Origin of the sequence: Acinetobacter nosocomialis NIPH 2119 (genome assembly GCF_000368085.1) — a bacterium.
In the GTDB taxonomy this organism is placed as follows: domain Bacteria; phylum Pseudomonadota; class Gammaproteobacteria; order Pseudomonadales; family Moraxellaceae; genus Acinetobacter; species Acinetobacter nosocomialis.
Map to the genome: position 1 here is coordinate 3,008,357 of NZ_KB849239.1, position 15,011 is coordinate 3,023,367.

At 34.0% G+C, this 15,011-nt stretch carries 12 protein-coding genes; 1 reads left to right on the top strand and 11 read right to left on the bottom strand.

All coding sequences use genetic code 11. The features are described 5' to 3' along the window. Positions 1-316: 316 nt before the first annotated feature. Positions 317-1,687 carry a phosphohexomutase domain-containing protein gene (locus tag F984_RS17890; RefSeq protein WP_004711166.1) on the top strand — a complete coding sequence of 457 codons (1,371 nt, stop codon included), beginning with the start codon at positions 317-319 and terminating at the stop codon, positions 1,685-1,687. Between the two features lie 27 nt (positions 1,688-1,714). On the opposite strand, the gene F984_RS17895 is transcribed toward F984_RS17890, so the two are convergent. The 11 genes from F984_RS17895 to F984_RS17945 form a co-directional block, all read right to left on the bottom strand. Beyond that, entirely contained in the window at positions 1,715-3,376 is a 1,662-nt protein-coding gene (locus F984_RS17895) for an LTA synthase family protein (RefSeq protein WP_080631667.1), read from the bottom strand. Positions 3,377-3,693: 317 nt separating this feature from the next. After that, positions 3,694-4,713 carry a UDP-glucose 4-epimerase GalE gene (galE, locus tag F984_RS17900; RefSeq protein ID WP_004711169.1) on the bottom strand — a complete coding sequence of 340 codons (1,020 nt, stop codon included), beginning with the start codon at positions 4,711-4,713 and terminating at the stop codon, positions 3,694-3,696. After that, a complete protein-coding gene (gene pgi / locus F984_RS17905; RefSeq protein WP_004711170.1) occupies positions 4,706-6,376 on the bottom strand; it encodes a glucose-6-phosphate isomerase in 1,671 nt (556 codons plus the stop codon). The genes galE and pgi overlap by 8 nt, the downstream gene beginning before the upstream one ends. Next, entirely contained in the window at positions 6,373-7,635 is a 1,263-nt protein-coding gene (locus F984_RS17910) for a nucleotide sugar dehydrogenase (protein WP_000686146.1), read from the bottom strand. The genes pgi and F984_RS17910 overlap by 4 nt, the downstream gene beginning before the upstream one ends. 115 nt (positions 7,636-7,750) lie before the next feature. Further along, positions 7,751-8,626 carry a UTP--glucose-1-phosphate uridylyltransferase GalU gene (galU, locus tag F984_RS17915; RefSeq protein WP_000591423.1) on the bottom strand — a complete coding sequence of 292 codons (876 nt, stop codon included), beginning with the start codon at positions 8,624-8,626 and terminating at the stop codon, positions 7,751-7,753. Between the two features lie 25 nt (positions 8,627-8,651). Then, positions 8,652-9,266, bottom strand: coding sequence for a sugar transferase (locus F984_RS17920; protein WP_000826952.1), 615 nt, complete (start codon positions 9,264-9,266; stop codon positions 8,652-8,654). After that, positions 9,250-10,407 (bottom strand): glycosyltransferase family 4 protein, encoded by a 1,158-nt coding sequence (locus F984_RS17925; RefSeq protein ID WP_001180045.1) that lies wholly within the window; start codon positions 10,405-10,407, stop codon positions 9,250-9,252. Before F984_RS17925 ends, F984_RS17920 begins: the two co-directional genes overlap by 17 nt. Continuing rightward, the gene (locus F984_RS17930) at positions 10,397-11,500 is read right to left on the bottom strand and encodes a glycosyltransferase (protein ID WP_004711171.1); all 1,104 of its coding nucleotides are present in this window, start codon (positions 11,498-11,500) and stop codon (positions 10,397-10,399) included. Before F984_RS17930 ends, F984_RS17925 begins: the two co-directional genes overlap by 11 nt. A gap of 307 nt (positions 11,501-11,807) precedes the next feature. Continuing rightward, complete coding sequence (locus F984_RS17935; RefSeq protein WP_000717595.1) at positions 11,808-12,887, bottom strand: glycosyltransferase family 4 protein; 1,080 nt, start codon at positions 12,885-12,887, stop codon at positions 11,808-11,810. A 1-nt stretch (position 12,888) separates the two neighbouring features. Then, positions 12,889-13,752, bottom strand: coding sequence for a glycosyltransferase family 2 protein (locus tag F984_RS17940; RefSeq protein ID WP_004711172.1), 864 nt, complete (start codon positions 13,750-13,752; stop codon positions 12,889-12,891). Then, a complete protein-coding gene (locus tag F984_RS17945; RefSeq protein WP_004711174.1) occupies positions 13,745-15,010 on the bottom strand; it encodes an O-antigen translocase in 1,266 nt (421 codons plus the stop codon). Before F984_RS17945 ends, F984_RS17940 begins: the two co-directional genes overlap by 8 nt. Between the last annotated feature and the right edge of the window lies 1 nt (position 15,011).

The window sequence follows — 15,011 nt, forward strand, 5'->3', positions numbered from 1 at the left end:
TTGGTATGACCAATTAAAATTTAAGTGCAAATGTTATTCCTTAAACCGCAGATCGCATCATAAACGCAGATATTGGTCAGATCAACAATTAAATAATCACCATAATTGGTATGACCAATAGTATTAAGTAAAATCAAGTAATTTCTAATTTATAAATTTATTTATTAGACTAAAGTCGTAAAAATACTTTCTTATAAACTTAAATATTAACTACAGAAATGGAATGAAAAATTTGAATATAAAACTATAAACATACCTGTTTCATGATCTATGTATAATGTGCACACAACTCAAACCACATGTATTGAATTGAATAATGACTACTTTAACGTGTTTTAAAGCTTATGATATCCGAGGCAAACTCGGCACCGAATTGAATGAAGAAATCGCCTATAAAATTGGCCGCGCTTACGGACAAATCTATAAACCCAAGACTGTGGTTGTAGGATGTGATATTCGTCTAAGCAGTGAAGCCTTAAAACAAGCGACCATCCGCGGGTTAAATGATGCGGGAGTGGACGTTCTTGATTTGGGCATGACGGGGACTGAAGAAGTTTACTTTGCCGCTTTCCATCTCGATGTACAAGGTGGTATAGAAGTTACTGCAAGTCATAATCCAATGGACTATAACGGTATGAAATTGGTTCGCGAAAATGCTCGTCCAATTAGTGCTGATACTGGTTTAAAAGAAATTCAGGCTTTAGCAGAAACAAATAACTTTGAAGAAGTTAGTCAAAAAGGTACAACGCAAAGCTATAACATTTTGCCTGAGTTCGTTGATCACTTAATTACTTATATTGAACCTGCAAAAATCCGTCCATTAAAGTTAGTGGTAAACGCGGGTAATGGTGCAGCTGGTCATGTAATTGATACCATTGAAGAAAAATTTAAAGCGCTTAATGTACCGGTTGAATTTATTAAAATTCATCATGAAGCAGATGGTACTTTCCCAAATGGCATTCCTAACCCAATTTTAATTGAAAACCGTGACAGTACCCGAAATGCTGTTCTTGAGCATAAAGCAGATATGGGTATTGCATGGGACGGCGACTTTGACCGCTGTTTCTTGTTTGATGAAAAAGGTCAATTCATTGAGGGCTACTATATTGTTGGTCTATTGGCTCAAGCTTTCTTAATTAAACAGTCAGGCGAAAAAATTGTGCATGACCCACGTTTAGTGTGGAACACATTTGATATCGTCGACGAATATAAAGGTGTTGCTGTACAGTCAAAATCTGGTCACGCGTTCATTAAAGACGTTATGCGTGAACACAATGCTGTATATGGCGGCGAAATGAGTGCTCATCATTATTTCCGTGACTTTGCTTACTGTGACAGCGGTATGATTCCATGGTTACTTACGGTTGCCCTGCTTTCTGAAACAGGGCAATCACTTTCAACCCTCGTTGAAAATATGATTACCAAGTTTCCTTGTAGTGGTGAAATCAACTTTAAAGTAACTGATACACAAATCACTATTCAAAAGATTTTTGATTTCTATGCTGCTCAAAATCCGGAAATTGACCGTACCGATGGTGTAAGCCTCGACTTTGGTGCATGGCGTTTTAATGTCCGTGCTTCAAACACCGAGCCTTTGTTACGTCTTAATATTGAAAGCCGTGCAGACCGCCAAGCTCAGCCAATGCAACATTATGTAGATGAATTGACTGGATTAATTCAGTCTTAATAGAGTTCATCTCAAAGAGATGGAACATTATTGTTCCATCTCTTTTTGGTTATTCTGCATAATTTTATAAGTATGATTATGTCCATCTAATACATCCTTATTTAGATTTTCATAACCTTTTAACAGCGCTTTCTTATCAAAATTACACGTTGGATTTTCATTGATAAATTTTTGGTGAATGGCACTATAACAACTCGAAACATCATCAACAAATTGATAGTAATCTGATAAAGGTAACCCTGCTAACTTTAATAGTTTTGGAGCAACGAAACTTGCGGCAATATAAGGTTGCTTCAAAGGCTTCTTATCTAATTTATAATTGCTCCATACCACAAACGGTGTCTGATAATTTTTTAAGTTAGTTCGCTCAGGATCATCTTTAAAAAATCCATAACTTTCATAAACTTCTTGTAGATTTGGCAAATGATCACCAAAAGCGATTAAAATTGTTGGTCGATCTACCGTCTTTAAATATTCAGCGAACTCTTTTAGTTTTTGGTTAGCACGCGCAGTTCCAGCAGTATAAGTACTTAATTTCTGCTTTTCGGTTTCAAATAATTCTTTGTTAAATTTATAATTCTGCTTACCAAAACGATCATCGTTATACATAGGATGATTTTCAACAGTAATCGCATAAATAAACTTTGGCTGTTGCTCGTTCTCTTCTAAAGTAGACTTAAGCGAATCAAAAATAAGATCATCTGTGGCCCATCCACCTAAATTAAAGACTGTAGACCGATCTTTTTGGGCAATCATATTTTCAAGTGATATAAATTTATCAAACCCCAATGCTGGATATACCTTATTGCGATTATAGTAATAACCATAGTTATTATGCATTGCAATTGTTTGATAACCAATTGAATTTAAATAATAAGGTAATGCATAAATTGGCTTTTTCAGCTTAGAAACATATAACAACTCATTTGGGAAAAAAGTTGTATTGAGGCTTGTAAGGACTTCAAATTCAACATTCGCAGTACCTCCTCCAAAAGAAGGAGACAGTAAATTAGAGACCTGATTTTGATGAACAAAAGATAGTAAGTCTTTTGGTAAACCACTATCTAAATGATGAGAATCCCAAAAAGATTCTTCCATCACGATAACAATGTTCGGATATTCCTTCTCATTGTCGTCTAAAGATTGAACCAAATGATGTTCCTGCAAAATCTGCTGTATCTCTTGCTCAGATACTTTACGGTTAGGTAATAAAACACTGGTTACATTATCCAATACCTTAGATACGTAAAAAGTCACAAACCCGTAATCTTGAATTTTTCTATAGTCGCCGATCCAATCATTTCTCGTATTTGGAAATTCTTGTAAGCTGGCACAAATCATAGGTTTATTTTCTGAAAAACACGCTCCTGTGGGATTTTTAATAAAATTTAAGTAAATTAAGCCACTTGCAAGCAATGCAAAAATAATAATATTAGGAACATAGGCGTGAAAAGTAGCTTTACTTTCTTTACGTATAGCGATAAGCAGTACAATAAGAAAGAAAATAATCAGCATAAAAAAGATGAGCTGTAAGTGCCAAGGAGTCGCTTTCATAGCCTCAGGAAGTAAAAAAATATCTTCAGGGCTTAAATTACTAAATAGATATTGTTGCTTCTTTTTATTAATAAAATTTAAAAATATAACGAATAATTGGCTTAAAAAAAGAGCAGTATACTTACGACCAACTATAATAAAAAATAGTTGAATTACGGCATAGTTAAATAGAATTGAAAAAATAGCTTTTTCTGAAATCAGATAGCTATAAAACTTATGCCAAGTCAGGTTCATATCCCATGCAACATATACACCGATACAGGTGGATAAAAAGGCAATAAAGACAAACAACAATTGCTGACGGAGAAAAACCATGATGACAAAAAGAGACTAACAAGATTGTGGCGAATACTAGCATGAAAGTAGTCACTACAACTGTAGCCTCTTTTTAGAAAAGAGCTCTATCTCAATTCAAGAAAGATAGATAATTGATATTTAGAAAAATTAAATAATCAATTTTTATAACCCGTTGGATTCTGCTTTTGCCAATTCCAGCTATCCTTAAGCATATCTTCTAAACCGTATTGAGGTTTCCACCCCAACTCAGCAACAGCACGAGTATTATCTGCAAAAGAAGTTGCTACATCACCCGCTCTACGCGGTGCAAATTCAAAAGCAATAGCTACGCCATTAACTTGTTCAAAGGCATTCTTAACTTGTAAAACAGAAGAACCATTACCTGTGCCGATATTCCATGCACGGCATCCTTGCGCCTGTAAACGGTTATTGAGAGCGCATAAATGTGCATTAGCTAAGTCAACAACATGAATATAATCGCGTACACCTGTACCATCCACTGTATCGTAGTCATTGCCATAAATAGAAAGTTTTTCACGGCGGCCAACAGCAACTTGCGTAACATAGGGCATTAAGTTATTTGGAATACCATGCGGGTCTTCACCAATACATCCACTTTTATGCGCACCTACCGGGTTAAAATAACGAAGTAAAGCAATCGACCATTTGGAGTCAGCAGCGGAAATTTTTTGCAAAATTTGCTCGACAATCAATTTAGTGTAACCGTAATTATTGCTAGGCATACCTGTAGGCATTTCTTCATTTAGTGGAGAAGTATTCGCCTCATCATATACTGTCGCAGATGAGCTAAACACAAGTGTATAGACGCCTGCTTTCTCCATTGATTTAACCAGCTGAATACTACCGGCAATATTATTATCAAAATAAATAAGTGGTTTTTCCTGACTTTCACCAACTGCTTTTAGACCTGCGAAATGAATTACTGCTTCGATTGTATAATCTTGAAAAACGCGATCTAATTCATTCGCATTCCGAATATCACCTTCTACAAAAGTTAAACTTCTTTGAGTGATCTCCTGAACTCTTTTTAAAGACTCTTCTGAACTGTTTGAAAGATTGTCAAAAACAATAACTTCATGGCCTGCATTTAAAAGCTCTACACAGGTGTGTGAACCAATATACCCAGCACCGCCAGTAACCAGAATTTTAGCCATCTATTTTTCCTAATAAAATTTTAATCAATCCACGCGTTGAGGCATCAAGTGTTGAAAGATCGTTTTGAACACCATTTAAAATTGGGAGTAACTGGTCCGCAATCTGTTTACCTTTTTCCACTCCCCACTGATCAAACGGATTAATATTCCAAATTACTGACTGAACAAATACTTTATGCTCATATAAAGCAATCAACATCCCTAAACTATAAGGATTTAGTTCTTTTAAAAGTAATGTTGAACTTGGCTGGTTTCCTTCATATTGCTTATGAATAGGCAAGTTCTCTAGTTCTTTCGTATCTAGTGCTTCATTACCAAAAGCTAATAAACGTGATTGTGCCAAACAGTTTGATAATGCAAGATGATGCTGTTCAATCAATGCCTCAGCATTTTCTACATAAGTAAAATGGTCTGCATTATAACGTTGCACAGGAGCAATAAAATCACAACTTACTGCCTGAGTTCCTTGATGGAGTAACTGGTAAAATGCATGTTGAGCATTTGGCCCAACTTCTCCCCATACAATTGGGCAAGTATCTAATTCAACTTTTTGTCCATCTCGCTGTACCGATTTACCATTAGATTCCATTTCGAGTTGTTGTAAATAGGCTGCAAAATATTTTAAACGGCCATCATAAGGTAATACAGCATGGGTCTGAATATTTAAAAAATTATTATTCCAAACGCCTAATAATGCCATAAGCACAGGTATATTCTGCTCAAAACTTGTATTTTGGAAATGCTCATCAACGGCATGAGCACCAGCTAAAAGCTGCTGAAAACCTTCAACCCCAACTGACAATGCAATAGGTAACCCAATACACGACCAAAGAGAATAACGTCCACCGACCCAATCCCAAAGTAATAATTGATTTTCAGGAGCAATTCCCCACTCTGACATTTTGTCAGCTTTTGTAGAAACACCAATAAAATGGCTTTTAACTACCCGTTCGTGCTTTCCTAATGCTTTCTCAAGCCACTGTCGAACAGTTTGTGCATTGGATAAAGTATCAATAGTGCCAAATGACTTCGACGAAATAATAAATAAAGTCGTTTCTGGGCGCAGTTGATGCAGGAGGTCCGATAACTGACTACCATCCATTGTTGATACAAAGTGTACATTGAGTGGTTTAGCTGTTTTTACTTTAAAATCACACAATGCATGGGTCACCATTTGCGGCCCTAAATCAGAACCACCCACCCCAATATTAACGACATCTTGAATGACTTCACCTGTGGCACCACGATATTGTCCAGCATGAATTTTTTCGACCAACGCATACATACGTTGCAATTGACTATGGACCTTTTCAGTTAATTCCGGAAATTTAGAATATTCTAATGGTAAACGTAAAGCCCAATGCATTGCAGCACGCTGTTCGGTACAGTTAACTTTATCTTGAGAGAATAACCGTTCAATCCAATGAGTCAATTGTTTAGTTTTTGCTAAAGCTACCAATTGCTCTAGAACATTCTTAGTTACGCGGTGCTTACTATAATCAAAAACAAGTTGATCGAATTTTACAGAATATTGCTGAAATCGATCAGGCTCTGACACAAATAATTCTTTTATGTGTAAATTTGAATTTTTCTCAACCAAAGAATGAAGCTGTGCAATAGGGGAAACTAGCTCTTTGGGAAACTTCTCGATAGATTTACTCATAATCGACCTACTCCTTCATAAGCAAAACCTTTAGATTTCACATATGCTGGATCATAAATATTACGCCCATCCAAAATAAGAGGATGCTGCATCAATTGTTGTAACTGTTTAAAGTCAGGACTCCAATACTGCTTCCATGCCGTAACTAAGCATAAAGCATGTACTCCTTGTGCTGCTTCATATTGATCGGCGCATAAAATCAGATCTTCACGGCTACCATATAAAGCTGCAATTTCACTAAGGGCTTGTGGATCATGTAAGCGAACCTTCACACCTTGGGCCCATAAAGCAGCCAATAAAATATGAATAGGTGAGTTATGTGTACTTGGGGTATTCTCTTTAAATGAAGCTCCCCAAATTGCAACAGTTTTTCCACTCAAATCACAATGATAGTAGTTCCATAATTTACGGAATAAAATTTCTTTTTGTTGTTCGTTAATCGCCCAAACTTGTTCTAAAAGTTGACTTTTTACACCTGTTTCAGAAACTGTACTTGAGAGTGTTAAAATATCATGTGAAAAATTTTCACCACCAAAACCCACCCCTGCAGATAAGTATGCTGCACCAATACGAGTATCAGCAGCAAGTCCATGTTTTATGTTGGCAATATCAATGCCCAACTTTTCAGCAACTAGAGCAAGATCATTCATGTAGCTAATGCGAGTTGCCAACATGCCTGAAATACTGAGTTTGGTAAATTCGGCATCTAAAATCGGCATGAATAAATATTGATAGCTAAAACGAAAGAATGGTCGTAATAACTCTTGCATTATGTCTTGAGCATAGCTTGATTCAACACCAACAATGACATGTTTTACATTGAGTACACTATTAATCGCATTACCCTCCTGAATCACGTCAGGAAAATAGACCCACTCGTCTTTAGGTAAATGTTGCTTTAATTTTTCTGTACCATGTAAACCAAAAGTTGAGCCATTAACCATTAACCTTGGATGAACAATTGGACGTTCACTTAACTTCTCAACCGTTTTTAAGGCAAGTTCTATTTGTGTTGGACTAAAACAAAATAAATAAACTTCAATATCTAGAGGAATTTGAGAAAAAGGACTTTCTGTTAAAAAACCTGCCTTTCTTTGTTTATTTAAATAATAATTAACTTCTTGATCTTGATATGAAAGTACAGATATATTTTCTTCACAGGTGACACTTGTACACCAATAGATCTGATTACCATATTCAGCTAGTAACGCTGCCATTACACCAGCGTGCAAAGTGGTTCCAAATACCGCGATTTTCATTGTACACCTGATTTTAATATTCCATAGAATTCTCTTCCCATACTGGGAAGAGACTATATTGAACAGCTCACATATTCATTATTTTTTACAAATACTTAAGTTGAGCTACAAAATTTTATAATTTAAGTTCTTGAATCAACTGTTTAAAATCATTTCCTAATTTAGGATGTTCAATACCATAGTGTAGAACAGCTTTTAAATAGCCAAGTTTACTACCACAGTCAAAGGTTTGTCCTTGCATACGGTAAGCTTCTACCGTCTCAATTCTTTGAAGCATAGCAATCGCATCTGTTAATTGAATTTCATTACCCGCACCTTTCGGTGTGTTTTCGAGTACTTGCATAATTCTTGCAGGTAAAACGTAGCGACCAACAACAGATAAATTAGACGGTGCAGAACCTACAGCAGGTTTTTCAACAATACCTTGCATAGCAATGCTTTCGCCTTCATTTGGACTTTGTGCAACATCAACAATACCATATTGATCTACCAAATGATCAGGCACAGCTTCTACCATTATCTGTGCCGCATTACTTTCATCATAACGAGAAATCATACGCGATAAATCATTCTGCCCCGAACTATCTTTCACCAATACATCTGGTAATAGCACAGCAAAATCATCTTGTCCTACTACACTTTTCGCACATAAAACAGCATGCCCTAAGCCTAGAGGTTGAGGCTGTCGTACACTCACAACACTCACATGAGAAGGAACAATTTGCGTAATCTCTGCAAGCAAATCCAATTTTTTCTTTTCAGTTAATATTGTTTCTAATTCAAAGTTTCGATCAAAATAATTTTCAATCGAAGCTTTTGAAGAGTGAGTCACTAAAATAATCTGTTCAATTCCCGCTTCAACCGCTTCACGCACCACATACTCAATAGCAGGACGATCAACAACAGTAACCATTTCTTTCGGAATAGACTTACTTGCGGGTAAAAAACGTGTACCTAAACCGGCCACTGGTAGAACTGCTTTTTTAATCATGCGGCTAACTTTATTTAACTAACAATTAATACTGTACTTCATCTTTTTTTGGAGAACCAGAAAAACGACTTGCCCCCACTAACTGATCTGGTGCGTTAATACCTTCTTTTTTCAACATAACCAGAACTGTTTTTACCATAATCTTAAAATCTAACCAGATATTATGATTCTCAACATATTCAACATCTAATTCGAATTTCTCTTCCCAGCTTAAATTATTTCGTCCACTGACTTGAGCCAAGCCTGTCATCCCAGGTCTGACCTCATGACGACGCATCTGTCTTGGAGTATAATGCTTCATAAAATCAGCAAGTTGAGGACGCGGTCCAACAATGCTCATGTCACCTTTTAAAACATTAATAAGCTGGGGCATTTCATCTAGAGTAGTAGAGCGCAATTTCTGCCCAAATGGCGTGATTCTTTCCTCATCAGGCAAAAGATTTCCATTCTTATCTAAAGCATCTTTCATTGAACGGAACTTAATCATTTTAAAAATTTTGCCGTCTTTGCCTGGTCTTTCTTGAAGAAAGAAAATAGGTGAACCTAAATTTTTTCTCACCTTATAACCCACTATTAAAAAAATAGGAGATAGAAGGAGTAAGGCTATTGTAGCAATGAAAATATCAACCAATCTTTTCATAAGAACTATTTAAACCCATGATTTCGAATAATCTATTATTTACTTTTTCAGCATCAAACTTTTGATGGGCCATTTTCATACTTTCTAGCCCCATAGGATTTATTTGAGTTGGTGTCTCGATAAAAAAGCACATTTTTTCTGCTAGAGCCTCGGCATCCCAACAAGGAACAATAAAGCCATTCACACCATCAACTACCGTTTCTCTACATCCTGGAACATCTGTTGTAATAACAGGACGTCCTATAGCCATAGCTTCTTGTGTACTTCTTGGTACGCCTTCTCTATAAGATGGAAGTACAAATACACTCGAGTTAGCAATCCAGTCTTTTACATTAGAAACATGACCAGGATATTCAAACAAACCCTCTGCGATCAGTTCATCTAGCTGAGACTTCGACAATGCTCCCATATTCTGCGAGTCTAAACCACCCAATATTGTAAATTTTGTGTTAGGAAATTTATGTTTTACGATTTTAATTGCATCAATAAATTCAAATATACCTTTTTCTTTTAACAAACGGCCAATAAATAAAAAATTTACAGGATCTACTGGAGCAGGACTATAACTGTAATCTTTCAAGTCTAAACCGATACCACCCAGAATATGTACCTTTTTGACTGGTAGAGTATATGTATGTATAAGATCTTTTTCATCATCAGGATTTAAAAAAATCATATCATCCAATCTTGGGAAGGCTAAACGATATAATAAAACCTGAATATTACGAATAAGTTTCGTTTTACCGCTTTGACCTTCCGGTTGGGCTGTAAAAGTGTATCCGAGCCCTTCAAGCATACCAACAATATGGGGAACCTTTGCAAAGCTTGCGGCCAATGTCCCATAAATCACAGGTTTGGCAAAATATGAAAAAACGATATCTGGCTTAATTTTTTTTATTTTATGAGTGAGTTGATATGTGGATACAATATCAGCAAAAGGATTTAACCCTCCCCGACTTAATTGATAAGTAACAGGTTCAGCACCTAAGGCTTTAATTTTTTCTAAACAGTCTTCAGTATATTCAGAAGTGAAAGCATATACTTGATGGCCATTCGCTACGAGAGATCGTATTAAATCAGCGCGAAATCCATAGAAACTTGAGCCAGTGGTACCAATAAGAGCGATTTTTTTATTTTGCATAAATACTTAACCACTGATTTACAATATTATCGAGATTAAATTTTTCATTAATATACTTCATTGCTTGAATATTATTTTGAGTTATCTCCTCTCCACTTAATTGACTTGCAGTTAAAAATGCACTTGCTAGTTTATCTTTTTCTTGAGAACTAACTAATAAACCCGTTCCACCCATCACTTCAGACACACCACCGCAGTCGGTTGCGATTACAAAGTTATTGCAAGCCATTGCTTCAGCAACTACTAGCCCAAAACCTTCATAAGCGGATGATAGAACAAAATAATCTGATGCACACATTAAAGCAGGAATATCATCTCTACGGCCTAGCAAAATAACTTTTTCCTCGAGTCGATATTTAGCAATTAACTCCTCAATAACAGAACGAAGTTCTCCATCACCCGCAATATATAATTTAGCAGCAATACTATCTTTAGTATTAGAAATAGTATGTACGAACTCTGCAAAAGCATTAATTAATAAGGGATAGTTTTTAGCTTCATGAAAACGTCCTACCGCTAGAAATATTAATGTATGGTCTTCTACTTTTAATAATTTTCTAGTTTGAATACGAATCTGTTCTGAGTAATTAAATTTTCTAAGATCAATTCCATTATAAACAGTGAAAATATCGCCTTTAGGGACAGCTCTAAAACTTTCAAAGCTTTTACAGGCCTGTCGACTTACATTAGTAGTCATATCTGCTAAACCATGCGTTAACCTATATGCAAGCATCCTTAAGCGTCCACCCTCATTATTACTATGAGCAGTACAAATTAAACGAGGAAAAGATACATACTTACGAGCTAATCTCGCAAAAATATTTGCATGTACCATATGTGCATGAACAACATCAGGTTTAAAATTTTCAATAATAGTTTTAAAATTTTTAAAAGCACTACAAAACTGTGTTATTTTATTTAATTCCAAACAAATTAATTCAATGTTAGCAGATTTCGGCTTAACAATAGCCTTACCCTTTAAATAAGCTATTTTTACATGATGTCCTCGCAAATGCATTTGATCAGCAAGGTCAGCTACTACTTTTTCAGCTCCGCCCCCGCCAAGACCGGTGATTAAATATAATATTTTCATCTTAATACATTTCTCTTACTTAAAATTAAAAAATCAAATCTCTTCAAAAAAAACAGTTTACACAAAGACAGATTATAATTTTTCAAGAAAAATAAATTAAATAATAATTCTTTAATTATAATAGAGTTTACTCTTCTAAAAAACAAACTCAATATTTCAACATTTAAATAAATAAATACATTTCCATTTTTAATTTTATTAAAAAGCCTAATAAAATATTCAAATATAAAAAAAATATGCATATCAAAAATATGACAAAAATATAAACTATATAAGAAAAATATATTAGACTCTATTTTCAATTGAATCATTGGCTTATTAACTCAATCCATAGTCTAATAATATTTTGAATTTCAAAACGAATAGAAGCATTTTCCGAATTTTCTACAAAATGCAAAAAAGTATTTTCATCCATTTTAGCCATTTTTAAAATTTTTTGACTAAACTCCTGTAAATTATCAACATTTACCAAAAAACCATCCTTTCCATCTTCTATCACTTCTGCTGGACCAGTATCGCAGTCAAAAGAAACTATAGGCAACTTATAACTTCTAGCTTCTAATAACACCATAGGAAGTCCTTCAAATCTTGAACTCATACAAAAAAAAGAAGCTTTATTATAAAACTCACTCATATTTTTTTGTTGACCAGCAAATTCAATAGAATCTTCAACATTGTAATATTTTGTCATTTGTTTAAGATTATCTTCATCTTCTCCAATTCCAACAATTACAATTTTCCAACCATCTAAAGCTTTTTTAACTTCAGCCCAAGCAGGAATAAGTAGATCAAATCCTTTTTGATATGTTAAACGCCCTACACATAAAATAGTTTTACTGTCTAAACTGGGCTGATTATCTTGCAGTTGATAAGGACTAGGATTGGCAATTGCAATAACTTTTTTTTCTTTTTCTAACTTGAAATTTTTAATCCAGAAATCTTTATCCCTATTAGTTAGGGTAACAATTTTGTCACACCATTTTGCAGCCATCCAGCGCCCTAAAGTTCTAAATGAAGAACCTAAATTAACTTTTAAATTAAAATGCTCCCAGCAAATGTGTTTAATATTTAATCCGACACAAGCAGGCACACTAAAAACACAACTTATACTATCCACGACGATTAATGTATCTATTTTATTATCATTTATATATTTTCTAATTTTATAGACCGTTTTAAAAAAATTTGTCTTCATTGAGACTTTTTCTGGGAAAATTCTATTATTAATGATTGCTTTATTTTGTTCAAAAAAAGGATTATCACCGCCTGATAAAGACAATATATATACTTTATATTTTTCAATAAGATTATTGGCAATTAATGTAGTCACTCTTTCTGTACCACCAGAATGATTTATATCACCTATTAAAAAGCAAATCTTTTTCATATCATCTACTTCCAAATACTTTATTAACAATCATTTTAAATTTATGAAAAAGTCTAGCTAACAATACCGTTATTGAAAGCTTAAAGTCTAATATTAGTGTTTCAAATGCATTATCCCAACAAACCTTTATATATGCTTTTTTAAATAAATCGTGTTGTTTAAATTCATTTAAAACTTGCAAACGCCCTATTGCCATTTTATAGGGATTAGAAAAGGTATTACCTTGATGTGTTCTATAATATGAATATAATTCATCTTTATATAGAATCTTATTACCAGTTTCTAAAAGTTTTAAGTATATATACCAATCTTCAATGATCATGCCATCTATAAACCCACCCACTCTTTTTAGAGCATCTAAACGAATCATTTGAGTTGGGGCAGGCAAAAATCGATCAGTATATATTAAATCATTAAAGGTAAATATTTTATTGGGTTGTCTAATTTCACCAACCCTCTTATTATTTTCATCAATCAACTCAACAGCGCCAAACATTGCAATAAAGTCTTTATTATCTTCTAAATAATTGACCTGCTTCATTATTTTATAGTTAAAAATTTTATCATCTGAAGCTAATGTCGCAAAATACTCTCCCTGACACCACTCCAATGCCTCATTTAATGTGGCGCTTAGTCCTTTATTTGGCCGATGTCTGAATTCAAAACGAGAAAATCGGTTCTCGCATTTTTTTAACATTTCATTTATCTTTAAAACAGATTCATCTTTTGAACCATCATCAATAATAATAAGTTCAATATTTTGATAAGTCTGATCAATTATACTTTGAATACAGTCTTGCACATAATCCACATGGTTATAACATGGAATAACAATAGATACTAAAGGGGTTTTTATTTCACTCATTCTTCAAACCTTTATTACTTAAAACTCTAAATATAAAAAAACTGACTATAATCCAGTACATTCCATAATTAACTAGATGAGCAATAGACACCCCTTTAAAACCAAAAATTTGAGTACAGATATAAGTTAATAATATTGAGGTAAGTGCAAATATAATTTCAGTAGTTATAAATAGTTTTGTCATTGCTTTACTTAACATTAGATATGCAAGTATCCAACTACCAATTTTTAGAGAGTCTCCTATCATTTGCCAAAAAAACAAATCTCGCATAGGCATAAATGTTTTAGTAAATAATAAGGTAATGATCCAATCCCGAAGAAAATAAACAAAGATTCCGCCTATAGCAGCCACTGGAAATATAAATTTATATCCTAAATAAATTTCTTTTTTTATTTCTTTAATTTCTGACAACTCAGAAAGTCTTGGTAAATAATATACTCCCAATGTCGTCGTAACTAACATAAGGTATGCTGCACTTAAACGAATCATTGCCTCCCAATATCCAGCATAAGTTAACCCGTATTCATATGTTAAATAACTACGAATAGCCATTTGGGAAATAGGAACACATATAGCGCTGACTAATGCCATTAAAGCAAAAGCCGCAAATTTTTTAGCAATAGCTTTATCTATTTTTCCAAATAAATAACTTAGCTTAAACCATTCAGCTTTATAACATATAAATAATGTCACCAAAAAAGCTAAAGATTGATAAATTGAAAGAGCAACTAAAGCTCCATATAAACTATATTTCATTGCCAAAAGGCTAGTAATAGCTAAAGAAAAAATACTACCTACAATATTCGCTATAACTAATCTTAAAACTTCTTTTTTTCCATTTAAAATAGCTAGGAAAAGCGCATTAAAAGTAAAAAATGTCAAAAATACAGCAAACCAGACAAAAACTGTTTGATATAAATCAGTATGAAAAATATAAATTGAAAGTTGTTTTTGAAAAATTAATATAATTATCGAGAAAATTAAGCTAAAAAGTAAGACTATACTTCCCGCTGTTTTCCATATATTTCTTTGTTTAGTTTCATCTTCATAATACTCAGCCGTATATTTAATAACTGCAGTATTAATTGCACTACCGGCGAAGGTTGTCACCATTTGTATAAAATTTTGGAACTGCCCAATAGCCGCATAACCAGCTGGACCAACGTAAATAGCTAAAATCTTATTTAAAATAAACATCGTGGCCGTTTTAATTAAAACAGCCACGCCATTTAGTACACTTGTTTTTAGTAAATTCATT

Coding starts and splice junctions, on each gene's coding strand:
- F984_RS17890 (WP_004711166.1), top strand. CDS start 317: ATGACTACTTTAACGTGTTTTAAAGCTTATGATATCCGAGGCAAACTC.
- galE (WP_004711169.1), bottom strand. CDS start 4,713: ATGGCTAAAATTCTGGTTACTGGCGGTGCTGGGTATATTGGTTCACAC.
- pgi (WP_004711170.1), bottom strand. CDS start 6,376: ATGAGTAAATCTATCGAGAAGTTTCCCAAAGAGCTAGTTTCCCCTATT.
- F984_RS17910 (WP_000686146.1), bottom strand. CDS start 7,635: ATGAAAATCGCGGTATTTGGAACCACTTTGCACGCTGGTGTAATGGCA.
- galU (WP_000591423.1), bottom strand. CDS start 8,626: ATGATTAAAAAAGCAGTTCTACCAGTGGCCGGTTTAGGTACACGTTTT.
- F984_RS17920 (WP_000826952.1), bottom strand. CDS start 9,266: ATGAAAAGATTGGTTGATATTTTCATTGCTACAATAGCCTTACTCCTT.
- F984_RS17925 (WP_001180045.1), bottom strand. CDS start 10,407: ATGCAAAATAAAAAAATCGCTCTTATTGGTACCACTGGCTCAAGTTTC.
- F984_RS17930 (WP_004711171.1), bottom strand. CDS start 11,500: ATGAAAATATTATATTTAATCACCGGTCTTGGCGGGGGCGGAGCTGAA.
- F984_RS17935 (WP_000717595.1), bottom strand. CDS start 12,887: ATGAAAAAGATTTGCTTTTTAATAGGTGATATAAATCATTCTGGTGGT.
- F984_RS17940 (WP_004711172.1), bottom strand. CDS start 13,752: ATGAGTGAAATAAAAACCCCTTTAGTATCTATTGTTATTCCATGTTAT.
- F984_RS17945 (WP_004711174.1), bottom strand. CDS start 15,010: ATGAATTTACTAAAAACAAGTGTACTAAATGGCGTGGCTGTTTTAATT.